Origin of the sequence: Nostoc sp., from assembly GCF_036917135.1 — a bacterium.
In the GTDB taxonomy this organism is placed as follows: Bacteria; Cyanobacteriota; Cyanobacteriia; order Cyanobacteriales; family Nostocaceae; genus Nostoc.
Map to the genome: position 1 here is coordinate 55,659 of NZ_JBALEA010000060.1, position 18,859 is coordinate 74,517.

Sequence of the window (18,859 nt, forward strand, 5' to 3'; positions counted from 1 at the left end):
TTTTAGATCAAATAAAATTGACTTCACTTACAAGTGTAAACATGACAGATAAACCTTTTCAATACTATATAGATACTCCTAAGCAGAATAATAGAATTAATTCACCGTTTGTCTTGATTAGTGGTTGGATAATTTATGGGAAAGGAAATGTAATCGAAAATGTAAGTATTTCTTATGCAAATAAGCCTCTTCAAGGTTTAACAATTGTTAGTCGTCCCGATGTACAACTTGCATACCCCGATCATTCGGTTTTTGGGTTTTCTGATTTTTTATTATTTTCTGACTTTTTCACAGGGGAAAACTTTTCTATTGAATTTACCATAGATCATAATAAATATGCATTTGTTGTAGATTTTGAATTCGATAACGAAATAGGTAAAAAATTCCTTCACGACAAGCAAGCCAAACTGAAGAAAATCAGAAATATTCTGCGTTGTCCTATATGTGGAAATGAAGAATTTTCAAATATTGACAATGACACTTCATTAAAATGCCTTAACTGTCAATCAAAATTTAAGTTTAATAGCAGTAAATTTAATTTACTAACACAGGAGTTGATTTCGCATGGTGTTGTTAAGTCAACTCAAAATATCTCTGCACACAAATATGATTCTGTGGCTGTAAACATAATCGACCAATTTAAAAATGGGTTGATACTTGATAATGGCTGCGGTTTAAGAGATGTGTATCATGACAACATTGTAAACTTTGAAATAGTTGATTACCCAACTACAGATGTTATTGGAATTGGGGAAAAATTACCATTTAAGTCAGAAGTCTTTGATGCTGTATTTTCTTTAGCAGTATTAGAACATGTCAGAAATCCCTTTGAGTGTGCTCAAGAAATTACTAGAGTGCTCAAACCTGGCGGTACACTTTATGCTGCTGTTCCATTTCTACAGCCTTTTCACGGTTATCCAGACCACTACTACAATATGACAAGTAGTGGTCTGAAAAATTTGTTTTCGGGAAAATTTGAAATAATCGAATGTAGTGTTCCCCAGGCTGGACTACCAGTTTGGTGTTTGACTTGGTTCTTAAATTCTTATATTCGTGGATTACCCGAAGCAGAAGCCAAGAATTTCAAAAACATGAAAATTGCCGATTTGTTAGACCATCCTCATAAGTATCTTGAACAAGATTTTGTAACCCAACTCAGTTCAGAAGTAAATGAAGAGTTAGCCTGCGTAAATTGTCTAATTGCAAAAAAATTATAAGATGCCGACATAATTTTTAACATAAACTTCAGAACAATCCAAGTTCTATATGCTAAGGTTCAGAAAAATCTAAGTTCTATATGGTATTGAAAAAAATTCATATATTCAGTTTAATTCTATGTTCCTATATTTTCCTAGCTTTTTTGCCCTTGCCTGTAGGAGTGGGAGTAGGACTTGATCCTTCTTGGAAATATGCAATTAGTCGTGCAGCTTTAGAGAAATTTGTTTTTGGTAAAGATATCATATTCACCTATGGGCCTTTAGGTTATCTGATTCATGGTTCCGTATTAGATCAAAACTTTTATGTAATATTATTATTTCGGTTAATTATCGAATTAATAACCTTCTGTATCAGTATTGCAACAATTACGAATCAAAAAACAAAATTCCACAAAATCTTACTATCTGCTAGTATCTTTTTCAGTTATTTGTTTGGCTTATCTATCGATTACAAAATTATATTTGCACTATTAATGATATTGTCTTGGGACAATATCATTAATAAAAAAAATATCAGATTGTGGGCTTTAGGACTCGGTTCAATATCGGGATTTTGTTTGCTTACCAAGTTTAATATTGGAGTTTGTACACTGGGGATAATTATCCTGATAATTTTAGCTGAAATATTTCAAGATTTTCAAAGTAAATCTGATTTATCCACAAGCTTATTTGCTTTATCAGACGCTGTAATAGCAGCATTAACTTCATCTTTTTTATTTTTGAACCCCAATTTAGTTGAAAATGTTAGGCAGGTTTTTTTATGTGTATTTATTGCAACTTTTTCTGGCATATTAGCTTGGTTTATTAAGATAAGGATTATAAATAAGAGCAATAATTATAATATAGGTAAACCTAGCAGTAATCATGAAAATTTATCTGCCAAAATCTACTTTAATAATGGTTTTTACATAGCATATATATCTGCTATTTTGATAACAACTCTTTATTTATCTCCTTTATTAATAAATTACTTAAAAGGTTCACTAGAAATTTCCTCTGGCTATTCTAGTGCTATGAGTATAGTTGGATCTTATTGGGAATTAGGATTTGCAGTTGTAGGACTTCTCATAGTTTTGTTAGTTCTGATCCAACTCATGCGTGAAGAATTTTTAGGACTGGGGTTAGCTTTAGCTTTTACTCTCTGGATGAGTTTCAAGCATGGCTATGTTCGCCAAGATGGACATGTTTATATGTTTATACAATCTTTCCCCATAATTTCTTCTATAGCTATTATCAAATTAAAGAATAAGTTTAAAATACTTAGAAATATAACGTTGGTTTATTTAGGTTTAATTATTTCAATATATTGTTTAGCATCATCACCTTTTAATAATCCTAGTCCAAACGTGGAATCAAATCTAATGAGGATTTTGAGTCCCATAAATTTGATTAACAAAGTATCTGTTTTATTCAACACAGAAAAGCTACGTTTGAATATAAATACTAATAGTAATTTAGAACTATCAAAAGTAAGATTACCTGAGAAGGTATTACAAGTTTTAAATAATAAAACAATAGATATTATTCCTTGGGAAATTTCACTTGTGGAGTCAAATAAACTAAACTGGCAACCAAGACCTATATTTCAGTCTTATTCTGCCTATACCAAATCTCTTGATAATGCAAACTTGAGTAGCATCTCAAGCAAATCGCCGGAGTACATCATATATAATTTGAGAGCCATTGATAATAGACATCCATTTTTTGATGAGCCAGCTACATTTTCTTATATAGCTTGTAATTACAAATTGTCTTCAGAATTAAACGAATTCATAAATACACCTGCGCTTTCTAACTTGATGGTACTGCAAAAGCGCGATAAAAATATATGTTCTTCGTCTATAAAGACTAAACAAGTATCATTAGGATGGAATCAGTCTATAAAGTTGACTGATACTTCATCTTTAGTCCGTGCATCTATTAAGTTTGAATATTCATTATTAGGAAAAATATACAAAACTCTATTTAGGGCACCACCTGTGAACATAAATATTGATTTTAAAGATGGATCTCACATTTATTTCAGAATAATTCCAGAAAATTCGGAGAATGGTATTATAATTAGCCACTTACCTTTAAACGATAATCAAGCTTTTTCATTCTTTAACGGAAAGTGGGATCAGCGAGTTCAGTCGTTTAACTTTTCTAAAAATAATCCTCTGCTTTACAAGCAAAATATCAAAACCAGTTTGGATTCCTATCAAATCCTAGACTCATCTATTATTCTTAAAGACAAATCCTTTGATATATCAAAATTAAAAGAAATTACTTTTTCGCAAGATGCAACTGAAGAATATGTTGGAGCGCTAGATTCTAAAAACAGTAATTTTATAAAAGGGGATGAAATTTATTTACATGGATGGGTGGTTTTAAAATCAAATCCACAACAGCCTTTATGGATTCTAATAACACATGGTGCAGCAAATACTCCTGTTGCAATTACCCAAACAGGTTGGGATAGATACGATGTGGGTAATTTCTATAAAAACCCTAGTTATAACCAATCTGGGTGGTCATTATCTTTAGTATTAGACGAGTTTCCAGGAGATTCTCATCTTATCAAAACTTGGATTTATGACCCAGTAAATAAAACTGCTAAACAGCTAAAAGGTAAACATAATTTAGAACTTCATCAAATTCATTGATATTTGCAAGATAAAGATAAACAGCTTGTCAAAACTGAAGAATGAATTAAAATTTAAATTAGGAAAGTGATTTCAGATTAAATATAGTTTTTTTGTGATGTTAGTGATTTATCATGTTTGAAAAAATGTTTAGCTCAAAAATACTAAAATTTTTATTAGGTGGCGGTTTAGCAGCAGCACTAAATTTAGCACTAATTTATTTAATAATTGAAGAACTGGGATTTAATACGCCTTTTTTGCGTAATATAGCGAATGTAATATCAATTGAAATCTCTCTAATCTTTGGTTTTTTTATATACCGAACTTGGGTTTGGACTGGGGGAGTTTGGAACATTAGAGAAGTATTTTTACGGCAACTTCCTCTTTACCATGTTTCTGCGGGAGTTGCAGTTATTATTCGCATTTTATTTATCTTTCCTATCCTAGATTGGTTGAGAGTTAACTATGCCATCAATACTGTGATAGGCGCACTTTTAAGCGCATCGATTAACTATTTGATTAGTGATAGGTTTGTATTTAAAACACCAGCACAAAAAACTCATAACAAATCACAAACAGATAATTCACCAGATACATATTATCCAGAAGCACTGGCTCCAGCTTTATCAGTAAATTCTGAATTCAGAAAAAATGAATCCAACACTATAGATGTTCCAGATTCAAAATCTGTCAAGACTTTATCAATAGTAATTCCAGCCTACAATGAAGAAGGTTGCATAGTTCAAACTGTTCAGACTATTAGCCAAATTTTGGAACAGGAAAAAATAGATTACGAAATTTTAGTTGTTAACGACAATAGCAAAGATAAAACAGAAGAATTATTGCAGCAGATAAATTCTCAAAATAATAAGCTGCGTTATGTAAATAATTATTATCCTAACGGCTTTGGCTTTGCAGTTCGCTGTGGGTTAGAAAATTTTACAGGAGATGCCGTAGCTGTGGTTATGGCAGATAGTTCAGATGCACCAGAAGATATCGTATCTTACTATCATAAACTGCAAGAAGGCTATGATTGTGTTTTTGGTTCCCGCTTCATTAAAGGAGGTAAAGTAATTGATTATCCCAGTCACAAATTAATTGTAAATCGTTTAGCTAATCTTTTTATTCAGATACTATTTGGCTTGAAATTTAATGACACTACCAATGCATTTAAGATTTATCGTCAAGAAGTTATCGAAGGTATATCTCCATTAGTATCTCACCATTTCAATTTAACAGTGGAAATACCACTAAAAGCCATAGTAAGAGGGTACTCTTATACAACTATACCTATTACTTGGAGAAATAGAACTACAGGGGTTTCTAAGTTAAAGTTAAAAGAAATGGGCAGTCGATATTTGTTTATAGTTCTCTACATCTGGCTAGAAAAACATTTATCGCGTGGGGATTATCATTTAAGCAAAAAAAGACTGCTAATAAATCAAAGGTTTAAATCAAATGGCTGAGAATATTCTGATTTTAGGAGGAGCTGGTTTTATTGGCAGTTCCTTAGCAATTAGTTTAAAAAAGCATCACCCGTTTGGGAAAATTATATGTTTCGATAATCTCCGAAGGCGTGGTTCAGAACTAAACCTTCCTAGATTAAAAAATTTAGAAATTGACTTTATTCATGGCGATATTCGCTCTCCTAGCGATTTAGACCCCGGAACTTTTAATGTCGATACCATCATTGATTGTTCTGCTGAACCTTCTGTCCTTGCAGGATTTACTTCTCCACAATACGTTCTGCAAACAAATTTGCTAGGAACTATCAATGTCCTTGAACTAGCTAGACAAATCAATGCTCGTTTACTCTTTCTTTCTACTAGTCGTGTTTATCCGATTGAAACGCTTAAATCAGTTAACTTAGTAGAACTAACAACTCGCTTTAGCATTGCTCCTGAACAGACAATACCGGGAGTATCTCATCTTGGTATAACGGAGGAATTTCCACTTCAAAGCTACCGTTCTCTTTATGGTACTACTAAACTTGCCTCGGAAATGCTAATCGAAGAGTACCGGCAAGCTTATGGTATTCAGGCAATAGTCAACCGTTGTGGGGTAATTACAGGACCCTGGCAGATGGGTAAAGTTGACCAAGGTGTTTTTGTTTTGTGGTTAGCTGCACACTATTTTGAAAAATCTCTAAGTTACATAGGTTATGGTGGTACGGGTAAACAAGTTAGAGATTTACTGCATATTGAAGACTTGTTAAGTTTGATTAATTATCAGTTAGAACATTTTTCAGAACTAGATGGAGATGTTTTAAATGTTGGTGGAGGCGCCTCACATAGTCTATCTCTATTAGAGACTACTAGACTATGTGAGGCAATTACTGGTAAATCTATTCCTATCAAATCAGAAGAAATAGCTAGACAAGGTGACATCCCCATTTATATTACAGATTCTTCCAAGATAAGCTCTAAGACTGGATGGAAGCCAACTATGAATCCAGAAGAAACTCTCAAAGATATTTATGACTGGATTATTGAGTATGAAAAAATGCTTGAGCCTATATTATCTTAAGCTGTTTAGTGAAAACCGACTTTTTGTGATATGAAGACCTATGAAACAAGATGAATACCTTAAAAAACTTTACTCTAACCGTTTTGACCATCAACAGAGAAGAGCTAAAATAGCTCTGTGGAAAACTTTAATTGAGGAGTTCTTACAAAAGCATGTGGGAAAAGACTCAGTTACTTTAGATATTGGGGGAGGCTATTGTGAGTTTATTAATAATATTCAAGCAAGAGGAAAATACTTAATCGATCTCAATCCTGATTCTCAGGCATTTGCCAATCCTGATGTCAATGTCCTCAATCTGGATATTTTGAACAGAACAGAACAGGAAAAAATAACGGAACGCTTTGACAAAATCTTTGTTTCAAATTTTTTTGAGCATTTGAACAATAAGGAAGAGTTAGTTGAAGTTTTGTTATTTTGCTTTAACTACCTCAAACCTGGAGGAGCGATATTAATCATACAGCCAAATTTCAAGTATTCCGTTAAGGAATATTATGATTTTATCGATCATCAATTACCAATCACCCATCTTTCTCTTCAAGAATTATTACATACTCTTGGTTTCAAAATTGATGTTTTAATTCCCCGATTTTTGCCATATTCAACTAAAGGTAGACCAGGGTCGCCTAATCTTTTGAAGCTTTATCTCAAGTTACCATTCCTTTGGAATTTTCTGGGAGGACAGATGTTCATCAAAGCATCTAAACCTTTCTAGTTAAACTCCTAGTGTAAAACCATTTTATCTTAAACTGTTGATTGTATTATGATATGAGTCAAAATCTTATGCCCACCGTTTTAATTACTGGTTCCTGTGGTCTGATTGGTTCAGAATCCGTTCATTTTTTTGTCCAAAACGGTTTTCATGTTGTGGGTATCGATAATAATATGCGGGCGGTATTTTTTGGTGAATCTGCTTCCACGGACTGGAATCGTCAGATATTACAAGAGAAATATGGTGACAGCTATCGTCACTATGATATTGATATCCGCGATCGCACCGCAATAGAAAACCTATTTCAAGAATATTCCTCCGATATTTCTCTCATTATTCATACAGCAGCCCAACCATCCCATGACTGGGCAGCAAAAGACCCTCATACAGATTTTACAGTCAATGCCAACGGCACTTTAGTTTTACTAGAAGCAACTCGGCAATACTGCCCTGACGCAATTTTTATATTTACCTCAACTAACAAAGTCTATGGCGATACTCCTAATTATCTGCCCTTGCAGGAGTTAGAAACTCGCTGGGAAATTGAACCAAATCATCAATATACAGAAGGCATTGATGAGTCAATGACAATTGACAACTCTAAACATTCTCTATTTGGTGCTTCTAAAGTTGCCGCAGATATACTAGTTCAAGAATATGGTAAATACTTTGGCATGAAAACTGCTAGCTTTAGAGGAGGTTGCCTAACTGGGCCAAATCATTCTGGTGCCCAGTTGCACGGCTTTCTAGCATACTTAATGAAATGTACTATAGCTGGCGAAACTTACACCATATTTGGCTATCAAGGCAAACAGGTTAGAGATAATATACACAGTTATGATCTTGTCAATGCTTTTTACCATTTTTATCAAAATCCTAGATGCGGAGAGGTTTATAATATTGGGGGTTCTCGGCATAGCAATTGTTCTATGTTAGAAGCAATCTCAATTTGCGAAAATATCGTAGGTAAAAAGCTGCAATACACCTATTCAGAACAGAATCGCTCTGGCGATCATATCTGGTACATTTCAGATGTAAGAAAGTTTAATTCTCATTATCCAAGATGGGAATATAAGTATAATCTTCAACAGATATTAGAGGAGATATATTATGCTCAAGTATCTAGAACTATTGGTTATTCCTAAGAGCTTGTTTTAAAAGTATGTGGGCATTATTCACTTTTATTAGATCATACTCATCAGGATACAGCACTTCCGGCAGCTATGAGGTACATCCTCAAACCTGAAAGCTATGCTAGGAGAGGAACAAGAAGAAAAGTTGTATTGCATAATAGCGGGAAGCGCTGTATTGATCAATATTTTGGAAAAATACTTATACAAATTTAAGATGAAGCTGTCTATAATAGGGCTTCAAGAATTAAATTCTAAGATGGCAACAGTCAGATTTGCTCTACCATGATCTTTCAAAGATTACAGCATTAGAATAAAAAACCTGTAAATCGAGTTGTTACATAACATCTAAATAAAAGAAATGACAGCAAAAGTTGCAGCTTATATAACTCTCTATAAAGATAAGCAAGCTGCTAGGAAGTGTCTGCAAGCCATTAAATCTCAATCTATACCAATAGATATTGTTTTTGTAGTAGACAATTCCGAGCAAGAATTACTTGAACCTGATAACAGTACATCAATTTTGATACATCATTATCCTGAAAATATTGGCATTGGTCAAGGTTTGACACTTGCGCTGGAATGGGCAATAAAGGAAGGTTATGATTTTTTATGGGCTTTTGATCAAGACAGTTTACCGACGAATAATTGTTTGGAAATTCTGTTAGAAAGTTACAATAAGTTGTCGCTAGAATATAGTGAGAAAGTTGGAATTATTGCTCCTACTGCTATTGATTGCAAAACTGACAAAGTTATACAAGGAGCAGTTTTTATCAGAGACCAATTCATCGGTTGTAAGCACAATAAAAATGTTGATTTTTATGAGTGTGACTCTCCGATAACTTCTGGTTCTTTAATTTCCATTACTGCTGCTAAAACTATTAACCCCCCTCGTGCAGAATTGTTTATAGATGGAATTGATCTCGATTATGGACTGAGATTACGACAACAGGGATTTCATAATCTGATAGTTACTACAGCTATCATGGATCATAATTTTGGTAATCCAATCAAAGTAAAATTTTGCCAACGAGAAATGACTATTCACCAATACTCTAGTCTACGTAACTATTACATTAATCGAAACCATACTTATTTAGAAACTCACTATGCTCAAGGCTTGTATCGACTAACTAGTTGTGGACGACGCATAAAATATTTACTCCGCAGGATAGTTACAATTTTGCTATATGATCCAGAAGAAAAAAAAGTAAAAATATGGGCTTGTTTGCTGGGAACATTTCACGGCTTTCAAGGAAAGCTTGGTAAAACTTGGTGTTGAGTTTTTAAGAAGGGAATTTAAACAAAATGATCAGCTATAAATAAATTGGCATAGTATTAAATAAAATTACTTATATTAGCGTCTCATCTATGAATTAAGTAGTTTTTAAGAAGATTAGCTAATGTAATAACTAAATTTAACTCCAGTGATTTATTTTTTAATTGTTAATTATTACTCTACAGATTTAGTATTTAAATTAATCAGTTCCATACAGAAAAAAAGCCGTGTTGACTACAAAATAATTATCATCAATAACTCACCTGATGATAATTCTATTGATAATCTCAAAACTGAATCTGTATTGATTTTTGATGCTGGGACTAATTTAGGTTTTGGTTGTGCTTGTAATTTAGGCTTAAAATGGATCTACATTCAAGATCCCCAAGCCTATGTTTGGATAATCAATCCAGACGCCTATTTAATAGAAAATACTTTAGATAAAGTTAAGCCATTTTTTGAGTTGCATCCAGAAATTTCAATTCTTGGTACACTTATCTATACACCGACAGGCGAAGTTTGGTTTGCTGGCGGTCGATTTATTGTGAAAAATGGCGCAATCATTACCCAAAAAAAATTAATAAATATAGATGCAGACTATGTTAATTGTGATTGGGTTTCAGGGTGTAGTCTAATTGTTAATTTGAACAAATTTCCTGAATGTCCCAATTTTGACTCTGCTTACTTTCTTTATTATGAAGATGTAGATTTTTGCTTACATTATGCTAACCAAGGACATATAGTTGCCATAAATAATAATTTCTCAGTGCTGCATCAACCATCATCTATTACTAATAGGAATGAATTCCAAAAAATTAGAAATAGTACATATAGTTATTTATTAACAATGGCTAAATATACAAACAGATTTGTATTTAGTATTAGATTATTTTTTCAAATATTAAAGGCGATTTCCGCGATGATGCTAAAGCCACAAGCTGCATTAGGAAAAATTTGTGGGATATGGGATTATGTCATCAATAACCAGAATAAATAATATGGTTAATTATCATGACATTATTAATTAATCTCTCATTTCTACTAACTCAACCCACAGGCATCAGTACCTACGCTCTCAATCTGCTGCCTCACTTGCAACAACTTGATCCCACACTCCTAGTTTCCCAGAATATTCCTGGTTACAACTGCTACCCAGTTCCCCCTAACCAAACCGCAGAACAAGGGGTCAAAGGTCATTTTGATCGCCTTATTTGGACGCAATTCCAATTGCCACAAATCTATAGAAAGCTAAAATCCCAGATTTTATTCTCCGCGCTACCGGAAGCACCCCTTTATAGCAACTGTCGTTTTGTCGTCACATTTTTTGACATGATACCGTTGCGCTTTCCCAAACGCTTTTCACCACTCACACCGTACCACCGCTATTACACTCCCCAAGTCCTTAATCAAGCACAACACATTATTTGCATCTCCCAGACTACGGCTAAAGATATCACCGATTTTTACCAAATCCCCGCCAGCAAAATTACTCCGATTCCTTTAGCATACGATCGCACTCACTTCCATTATCTCAACCTCCCCACCAGCAACTACTTTCTCTACATTGGCCGCCAAGAACCATATAAAAACATCCAGCGACTTATCAGTGCTTTTGCTGGGTTACCTAACTGTAAAGACTATGAACTATGGTTAGTCGGGCCAATTGATTCGCGTTACACGCCTACTTTAAAAGTGCAAGTTGCAGAATTGGGTTTAACTAATCAGGTAAAGTTCCTTGACTATGTACCATATAGCGAATTACCAAAAATCATCAATGAAGCGATCGCACTAGTTTTCCCCAGTCTGTGGGAAGGCTTTGGTTTACCTGTTCTCGAAGCAATGGCTTGTGGTACTCCCGTCATTACTTCCAATCTCTCCTCCTTACCAGAAGTGGCTGGCGATGCGGCGATTCTGATCAATCCCTACAATCCAGCAGAAATTACAGAGGCGATGCAAGCGATCGCAACTGATTTGGGATTGCGATCGCGCCTTTCTAGCCAAGGTATCACCCACTCTCAACAATTCAGTTGGGAAAAAACCGGAAAAGCAACTGTCGAAGTTTTATCCCGTTATCTATGAAAGTTGACACTCTCAGGTCTAAAGACACTGAGATTCTGCTGACAAGTTTAGATATTTCTAACTAACTAAAAACTAATTTCCGGATCAAAGATCGACTGAGTTACTTTTAGTTAGTTAATTAAACTAATTTAAACTTCGCTACGACTGTCAAGGATCGTCTACTGAGTTGATCAAGGTTAATCCCTAATCTTCCCGCTACTTTTTATATAGACATCTAAAAATTCGTTTACTTGATGCTGTTCACTTTATTGGTTTTTCTCCAATTTCGGTGAGGTGTCTCCACCAAGAGAATTAGTTTTAGAGGTATTGTAATTACAGCACAATAATAGATTTAGGTCAAGAAAAACAATCATTGACTAAAGTCACGCGAGCGATGCCCTGAGCGTAGCCGAAGGGTCGCTTATATCTCAGCGTCTTTAGACACGCTCGTTTTACGCTTACCGAGATTTGCTATAAACTTTGGATTCAAGGATTTGGGATTTTGGGCAGATTTCAGATTATCTTGACTAATGACTTGTCATTACTCAATCTTTATGAAAGCACTAATTCTCTCTGGCGGCAAAGGTACACGCCTACGTCCCCTCACCTATAGCGGAGCAAAACAACTCGTACCAGTTGCTAATAAACCTGTTTTATGGTATGGCATTGAAGAAATGGTCGCTGCTGGCATTACTGATATTGGCATCATTATCAGCCCGGAAACCGGAGCAGAAGTCCAAACGAAAACCGGAAATGGAGAATACTTCGGAGCGAACATCACCTACATTCTACAAAAGCAGCCACTTGGACTTGCTCACGCCGTTCAAATCGCCCGTCCCTTTTTAGGTGATTCTCCCTTTGTCATGTACTTGGGCGATAACCTGATTCAATTAGGCGAATTACGTTACTTTCTGGAACAATTTAGCCAAAAACAGCCAGATGCTTTGATTATCTTGCGTTCAGTTGCAAATCCTAGCGCCTTTGGTGTGGCTCAGGTAGATGAAACAGGACGGGTATTACAGTTAATTGAAAAACCCAAAGTTCCTCCTTCAAATTTGGCATTGGTAGGGGTTTATTTCTTTTCTCACGTCATTTTTGATGCGATCGCAAATATTCAACCTTCCAGCAGAGGGGAACTAGAAATCACTGATGCTATTCAATACCTAATTAATCAAAAAAAGCAAGTTTTAGCCTACAATCTCCAAGGTTGGTGGCTAGACACTGGTAAAAAAGATGACTTATTAGAAGCTAACCGTTTGATTCTCGATACCTATATAACAGCATCCGTTTTCGGCGAAGTTGATACCCAAAGTCAGATTACTGGACGAGTCCAAATTGGGGCAAAATCTCAAGTAATTAACTGTACAATTCGGGGGCCAGTAGTCATTGGTAGTAATTGTCATTTAGAAAACTGCTTTATTGGCCCTTATAGTAGTATTGCTAACAATGTCATACTCATTGATACCGATTTAGAACACAGTGTTATTTTGGAAGGTGCAAAAATTGAGGGAATCCATCAGCGCATTATTGATAGTGTCATTGGACAAAGGGCACAATTGACTGTTGCACCCCGTCGCCCCAAAGCCTTGCGATTTCTGATTGGTGATGACTGTCAAATTGAACTAACGTGATTTATTTGTTAAAAACAGGAAAAGCCACGGTCGAAGTGTTATCCTACTATCTGTGAAATAGAACTATTAAGTTACTCGCAAAATTAGCACTGTGGCATATTCCTCTCAATAATATTAATGAGCATCGTACATACCAAAATTCCCGAAGTTTTACAACTCGAACCCCAAGTATTTGCAGACGATCGCGGTTTCTTTTTTGAAGCCTACAATCACCAAAAATTTGCTCAAGAGACAGGTATTGTGACAAACTTCGTCCAGGATAACCACTCTTCTTCTAACCAAAACGTTCTACGTGGGCTGCACTATCAAATCCAACAACCCCAAGGAAAACTAATTCGTGCTGTTGCTGGTATCATCTTTGACGTAGCGGTAGACATTAGAAAAAGCTCGGCTACCTTTGGTAAGTGGGTGGGTTATGAACTCAGTGCTGAGAACAAACGCTTACTGTGGATACCACCAGGCTTTGCTCACGGCTTTCTCGTGCTTTCAGAAATAGCTGAGGTTCTCTACAAAACTACAGATTACTACGCGCCCCAAAGCGATCGCACAATTCTATGGAACGATCCAGATTTAGCAATAGATTGGCCGCTGAGTGCGCCACCGATTTTATCAGCCAAAGACCAAGCTGGTAAATCTTTGAGAACTGCTGAAGTATTTGATTAAGCTTGATAAACCTTGTATGAGGTATCTGTACAAAATTTTGGTTATTACGATTACCTATTGAAATTTCTTGCTTCCATTCTTCGTTTTTGCCAAGAACTAGAGTACCTATATTCAAACTAAGTAGTTTGTTAACTAGGTGTCTGCTAGCTTTATGCAAGTAATCGTCAACTTTAAAATTACGCTTAGTGCAAAGTTTGTGCAGCGATCTGGAAGTACCAGTTTTGAGAATTGCTTGTAACTAAGCTTTCTTTTTGTTATTTGTCAATCAGTTAAAAGACTCAAAATAACCCTAATCAAAATTAAGACATATCCCTTGCTGCTTCTAAAATTAAATTGGACTTCATCGCTGACACCCCCTAGCTTATGCAAGACTTTAGACAAGAAATAAATGCCAGAGCTTCTATGGATTTGGAACAGCGAAGGACTTGGTATTCTCCCGTTGCTGATGTTTATTACGATGCAAGACCGCACTATCCACATAAACTAATTGATCGGTCTGTGGCTTTAGCCAAACTTAACTCAGATGCATCGATTCTTGAGGTTGGTTGTGGTCCAGGAAATGCGACGGTGGCTTTTGCTCAATTTGGTTTTTCAATGACGTGTATTGAGCCAAACCAGGATTTTTGTCAATTGCTACAACACAACTGCGATCGATATCCAAAAGTTACAATTTGCAATACTTCATTTGAGGAGTGGGAACTAGAAGCAAAACAGTTCAATGCCGTTCTATCTGCCAATGCCTTTCATTGGATACCGCCAGAGATTAGATATACCAAGACAGCATCGGCAATGTGCGATAACGGTTTTCTTATTTTGCTATGGAATCTGACCCCACAACCGAAATACGAAGTTTACCAAGTTCTAGAGGAAGTGTATCAAGCTTATGCTCCCTCATTTGCCCGATATGACGGTGCGGAAGTTCAAGCGGAGATTTTGAGGGGGTTTGAACAAGAGATTTTAGACTCCAATTGTTTTAAAGAGTTGGTTGTCGAGCAAACTGTGTGTGAAGTCACTTATAGCATTGATGACTACCTCAAGCTTTTAAGTACCTTACGGAGAGTAGAGCCGCAAGCCAAAGAGTTACTATTTGCAGGATTGCGCCAGAGGCTAGAAAAATTTGGAGATAGGGTACAACTATCGTTTCTTTCTGCTGTTCATGTTGCCCGCAAAGTACCCGTGAGAGGTTAAGAGAATTGCACAAATCTAAATATCCAGACTCATGCCAATTAGCTTACATTGCCTAAATACTGGTAAACGATTAACAGAAAATGCATTACCAACTGAGTGCAAATTCAAAGGATATTCTTCGTGGAGAGCCACAGCAGTTAAAACTGCCGTTAGGCTTGCCTCCACAGCAATCAAGTCAAGTGGTTTGCAGCCGTTTCAAGGATGTTTCTATGATTGCGTTAGGTTTGAGAACTAATTAGGATGAATAAATCAATTTTGCTGATTGGTAGCAACGGTCAAGTGGGTAAGGAACTGCAAAAAATACTTCCATCCTACGGCAATCTTATCTCAGTAGAACGCCCAATAGTAGACCTTGCCCAACCCGATACCCTCCGCAACGTTATCAGATCAAAACAGCCGCAAATCATCATTAACGCTGCTGCTTACACTGCTGTAGACAAAGCAGAAAGCGAACCCGAACTTGCTAGCGCTATTAATGCGATCGCACCCCTAATTATTGCTCAAGAAAGCCAAAACTTAGGAGCTTTTCTAATTCATATTTCCACCGATTATGTTTTTGATGGTAATTGGTATCGCCCTTATCACGAAACCGATGCAACTAATCCCTTGAGTGTTTATGGTAAAACTAAACTCGCCGGAGAAGAAGCAATTCGGCAAACTTGCGCCCATCACCTCATCCTCCGCACTGCTTGGGTTTATGGAACCTTTGGCAAAAGTAACTTTGTCAAAACCATGCTGCGACTAGGTGCAGAACGCCAAGAACTCCGTGTCGTCGCCGATCAAATTGGTAGCCCGACTTGGGCGCAAGATATAGCCACAGTCATAGCCCAGATGATTCCCCAGTTAACCCCAGAAATTAGCGGCACTTATCACTACACTAATAGCGGCGTTGCTAGCTGGTATGATTTTGCCGTCGCCATTTTTGAAGAATCCCAACAGCTAAACTTTCCTTTGAAAGTTGAACGTATTGTCCCCATTACAACAGCTGAATATTCCACACCCGCGCGTCGCCCTGCCTATTCTGTCCTTGCTTGTGGAAAAATTTCCGCAATTGTAGGAACTTATCCCCCCCATTGGCGACAAAGACTCCGGCAAATGCTCACAAATTTTAAAATTGGGCATTGGGAATAGGGCATTGGGCACTTGTACTGAGTTTCGACACTTCGGCTACGCTCAGTGCATCGCTACGCTCAACTACCGCGCAGTCGTTGGCGCAGCCTCTCCAAGAGTTGTATGGGGCATTGGGCATTGCTTATTTTTACCTCATCCCCAGTCCCCAGTCCCCAGTCCCCAGTCCCCAGTCCCCAGTCCCCAGTCCCCAGTCCCTATCCCCTTTTTAAAACTCCCCTTTCATGTTGTATGGGCAAGACATCCAAAATATCAGTTTGGGAACAATATTTTAAATCTTCTTGACAGTCAAGACGCAATAATCGTTGGCCGTGACTAGCTTGGTGAAGTAATCCCAATAAGTTATCTTGCCATTGAGAGTAAAGAGCGATCGCACTAATTACTTCATCATTCCCAGCTAATTCTTCTGCCGACAGCGTGGTTTGCTGTAAAAGACTATGAGCGATCGCACCTGCACAAACTGTATCCTCTAAAGAAAAACTGCCTTCCCAACCGGAACCGACAATCCACACTGTCTCTGGTTGCAACTCTAGAAGAAATTTCACCACCGCCGCCCGGTTAATCAAGGCTGCTGCTAATACATTTGGCGAATCTTGTACCCGTTGTAAAGCACGAGTGCCATTGGTGGTACTGATAAACAAACGCCGCCCCTGTACCAATTCTGGTGTGCAGTCGAGAGGAGAGTTACCCAACTCAAAGCCAGCTACTTTCGCGCCGCCGCGTTCTCCAGCCCGCAGACGTTTTTCAGGAGGCCATTTTTCGCTAACTTCAATTAACTGATCTAAATCGCTGAATACTTGTACAGCTTCGCCTCCAGATGCCAAGACAGTGGCGATCGTGCTAGTGGCTCGCAAGACATCGACTGCGATCGCACATTCTGGCGCTTGAGCCGTTGGAGTCAATTCAGGAGTGTGGTATACGAATAGCTTCACGGGCTGGATACACCTGCTTTAATAGTACTGCCGCAAATAATATTCTACCTAGTTGGGGTCATTAACTATAATTTCAATTAGTTCTGGAGTATTTTTTACCATCAAAATACAAAATGTATGTCATTCAATACATAAATGGGAGTGGGGAAGAAAACTGCTTACTAAGGGCTGGGGTTTTAACTAAATCTTAAGAGTCCCTAATACCTAAATAAATATTCAAAAAGTCCATTTATATGGTTTTAGACTTTCAGACTTGCAGCACTATCTTGTAATCTAAAACTAGAACAGACCTTCTAAAAGGGGAAAAATTTACAGCTTTCAGGTTACAACCCAAAGGGACGAATATTCACTCATTCCCAATTTCCCACTCCCCACTCCCATTCCCCATCGAAATCGCTATGGCACCTTTACCCGACTACCGCCCTAAACAACTATCTTTAGGCCCCTTGGAAGCGGAAATTTTAAATATCATCTGGGAACTTGGTTCAGCGACAGTCAAGGATGTACACGATCGCATTCTGACTGATCCCAACCGCGAATTAGCGTATACTTCTGTCACCACCGTTTTACGTCGCCTCACTGACAAAGGTTGGCTGGCTTGCGATAAAAAAGAGCGAGCATTTTATTGGCGGCCAATGCTGAGTAAACAGCAATCAGATGTCATCAAAGCTCACGAGCAGTTACAGCGATTTTTAGCAGTGGGGAATCCCGATGTTGTTGCTGCCTTTGCTGATAGTCTGGATGAAGCAGCTAGCGAGCAAATAGCTGCGATCGCCAAACGCATTCAATCTGCACGCCAAGCCAGGGAGGAACAATGATGCATCTAATGATGGTTTTGATTGCTTTGGCAGTTGCCTGGTGGTTAAGATCCTCTGGGAATCAACCCCAAGGTAGTTGGAGTTTGCGGTGGCGGCGATCGCTATTTTTGTTTCTTTTCCCGCCCTTGCTAATTTTCATGACTGCGATCGCAGTGCTGTTCATGGGACCCCAAGGACAAATGGGTGGAATGTATACAGGCTCAATTAGCTATCTAGTAGCATTAATTTATTTAGCATTTTTTGCCATTTCATGCATTAAACTTGCCTTCCAGGGTTGGCAGTCTGTAGAATCTGCCCGTAACTGCCCCCTAGTGAATTTGGGGGATAAACGAGCCAGGTTACTACAAACAGGCGCGTTGTTTGCGGGTCAAATTGGTTTTTGGCAACCAGAACTAGTTGTTAGCCAAGGATTAGTGCAAACTCTCTCACCGGCTCATTTAGAAAGCGTCTTAGCCCATGAGCAAGGGCATCACTATTACAGGGATACATTCTGGTTTTTCTGGCTGGGTTGGGTGCGTTACTGCACTGCATGGTTGCCGAATACAGAGCCTTTGTGGGAAGAATTGTTAGTATTGCGCGAATTACGTGCTGATGGTTATGCAGCATTGCAGGTAGACCCTCTGGTGTTAGCAGAATCACTTTTATTAGTGGTTACTACTAGCCCAGTCTTATCGGAAATTTGCTGTGCTGCATTGGGTTCCTCTGGTGCAGACCGCTTAGAACAAAGAGTAAAAGCTCTATTAGCCCCACCAGAACCAACCCCAGAAGCTCAATTGCAATCCTGGCATGGCTTTCTGTTGGCGTTTCTACCTTTACTAACTGTGATGTTTCACACTTAAGTTCAATTGAAAAAGCGATGTTATTGACACTCTCAGGTCTAAAGACACTGAGATTCTACAGACAGAGTTAGACTAATTTAGTCTAACTCTCGTTACGACTGCCAAAGATCGCCTACT

At 37.5% G+C, this 18,859-nt stretch carries 17 protein-coding genes and 1 pseudogene; 15 read left to right on the top strand and 3 right to left on the bottom strand.

Going from position 1 to position 18,859, the window contains the following annotated elements:
• The first annotated feature begins 41 nt into the window (after positions 1–41).
• The 11 genes from V7K50_RS17865 (at position 42) to rfbC (ending at position 13,837) form a co-directional block, all read left to right on the top strand.
• The gene (locus V7K50_RS17865; RefSeq protein WP_334962272.1) at positions 42–1,217 is read left to right on the top strand and encodes a methyltransferase domain-containing protein; all 1,176 of its coding nucleotides are present in this window, start codon (positions 42–44) and stop codon (positions 1,215–1,217) included.
• Between the two features lie 80 nt (positions 1,218–1,297).
• A complete protein-coding gene (locus V7K50_RS17870; RefSeq protein WP_334962274.1) occupies positions 1,298–3,862 on the top strand; it encodes a hypothetical protein in 2,565 nt (854 codons plus the stop codon).
• 113 nt (positions 3,863–3,975) lie between these two features.
• A complete protein-coding gene (locus V7K50_RS17875) occupies positions 3,976–5,307 on the top strand; it encodes a glycosyltransferase (RefSeq protein WP_334962276.1) in 1,332 nt (443 codons plus the stop codon).
• Positions 5,300–6,367, top strand: a complete 1,068-nt coding sequence (locus V7K50_RS17880) for an NAD-dependent epimerase/dehydratase family protein (RefSeq protein ID WP_334962278.1) — start codon at positions 5,300–5,302, stop codon at positions 6,365–6,367. Before V7K50_RS17875 ends, V7K50_RS17880 begins: the two co-directional genes overlap by 8 nt.
• 40 nt (positions 6,368–6,407) lie before the next feature.
• On the top strand, positions 6,408–7,079 hold the full coding sequence (locus tag V7K50_RS17885) for a class I SAM-dependent methyltransferase (protein WP_334962280.1): 672 nt from the start codon (positions 6,408–6,410) through the stop codon (positions 7,077–7,079).
• A 68-nt stretch (positions 7,080–7,147) separates the two neighbouring features.
• On the top strand, positions 7,148–8,221 hold the full coding sequence (locus V7K50_RS17890; RefSeq protein ID WP_442944618.1) for an NAD-dependent epimerase/dehydratase family protein: 1,074 nt from the start codon (positions 7,148–7,150) through the stop codon (positions 8,219–8,221).
• 346 nt (positions 8,222–8,567) lie between these two features.
• Positions 8,568–9,488 (top strand): glycosyltransferase family 2 protein, encoded by a 921-nt coding sequence (locus V7K50_RS17895; RefSeq protein WP_334962284.1) that lies wholly within the window; start codon positions 8,568–8,570, stop codon positions 9,486–9,488.
• Between the two features lie 145 nt (positions 9,489–9,633).
• The gene (locus V7K50_RS17900) at positions 9,634–10,482 is read left to right on the top strand and encodes a glycosyltransferase (protein ID WP_334962286.1); all 849 of its coding nucleotides are present in this window, start codon (positions 9,634–9,636) and stop codon (positions 10,480–10,482) included.
• A 14-nt stretch (positions 10,483–10,496) separates the two neighbouring features.
• Complete coding sequence (locus V7K50_RS17905; protein WP_334962288.1) at positions 10,497–11,564, top strand: glycosyltransferase family 4 protein; 1,068 nt, start codon at positions 10,497–10,499, stop codon at positions 11,562–11,564.
• 533 nt (positions 11,565–12,097) lie between these two features.
• Entirely contained in the window at positions 12,098–13,174 is a 1,077-nt protein-coding gene (locus V7K50_RS17910) for a glucose-1-phosphate thymidylyltransferase (RefSeq protein WP_334962290.1), read from the top strand.
• Positions 13,175–13,291: 117 nt separating this feature from the next.
• Complete coding sequence (rfbC, locus tag V7K50_RS17915; RefSeq protein ID WP_334962292.1) at positions 13,292–13,837, top strand: dTDP-4-dehydrorhamnose 3,5-epimerase; 546 nt, start codon at positions 13,292–13,294, stop codon at positions 13,835–13,837.
• A gap of 13 nt (positions 13,838–13,850) precedes the next feature.
• On the opposite strand, the pseudogene V7K50_RS30750 reads toward rfbC, so the two are convergent.
• Positions 13,851–14,066, bottom strand: a pseudogene (locus V7K50_RS30750) (RNA-guided endonuclease TnpB family protein); the annotation flags it as partial.
• A 134-nt stretch (positions 14,067–14,200) separates the two neighbouring features.
• Here V7K50_RS30750 and V7K50_RS17920 point away from each other — a divergent pair.
• Positions 14,201–15,025, top strand: coding sequence for a class I SAM-dependent methyltransferase (locus V7K50_RS17920; RefSeq protein WP_334962294.1), 825 nt, complete (start codon positions 14,201–14,203; stop codon positions 15,023–15,025).
• Between the two features lie 15 nt (positions 15,026–15,040).
• Here the strand turns inward: V7K50_RS17920 and V7K50_RS17925 are convergent, their stop codons facing one another.
• Positions 15,041–15,190: a hypothetical protein gene (locus V7K50_RS17925; protein WP_334962295.1), complete on the bottom strand. Its 150-nt coding sequence runs from the start codon at positions 15,188–15,190 to the stop codon at positions 15,041–15,043.
• 75 nt (positions 15,191–15,265) lie between these two features.
• Here V7K50_RS17925 and rfbD point away from each other — a divergent pair, with 75 nt between their 5' ends.
• A complete protein-coding gene (rfbD, locus tag V7K50_RS17930; RefSeq protein WP_334962296.1) occupies positions 15,266–16,156 on the top strand; it encodes a dTDP-4-dehydrorhamnose reductase in 891 nt (296 codons plus the stop codon).
• 194 nt (positions 16,157–16,350) lie between these two features.
• On the opposite strand, the gene V7K50_RS17935 is transcribed toward rfbD, so the two are convergent.
• The gene (locus V7K50_RS17935; RefSeq protein WP_334962298.1) at positions 16,351–17,085 is read right to left on the bottom strand and encodes a 2-phosphosulfolactate phosphatase family protein; all 735 of its coding nucleotides are present in this window, start codon (positions 17,083–17,085) and stop codon (positions 16,351–16,353) included.
• A 398-nt stretch (positions 17,086–17,483) separates the two neighbouring features.
• On the opposite strand from V7K50_RS17935, the gene V7K50_RS17940 reads away from it, so the two are divergent.
• Together V7K50_RS17940 and V7K50_RS17945 are read left to right on the top strand one after the other, a co-directional pair.
• Complete coding sequence (locus tag V7K50_RS17940; protein WP_334962299.1) at positions 17,484–17,903, top strand: BlaI/MecI/CopY family transcriptional regulator; 420 nt, start codon at positions 17,484–17,486, stop codon at positions 17,901–17,903.
• Positions 17,903–18,742, top strand: coding sequence for a M56 family metallopeptidase (locus V7K50_RS17945; RefSeq protein WP_334962305.1), 840 nt, complete (start codon positions 17,903–17,905; stop codon positions 18,740–18,742). Before V7K50_RS17940 ends, V7K50_RS17945 begins: the two co-directional genes overlap by 1 nt.
• Positions 18,743–18,859 lie beyond the last annotated feature (117 nt).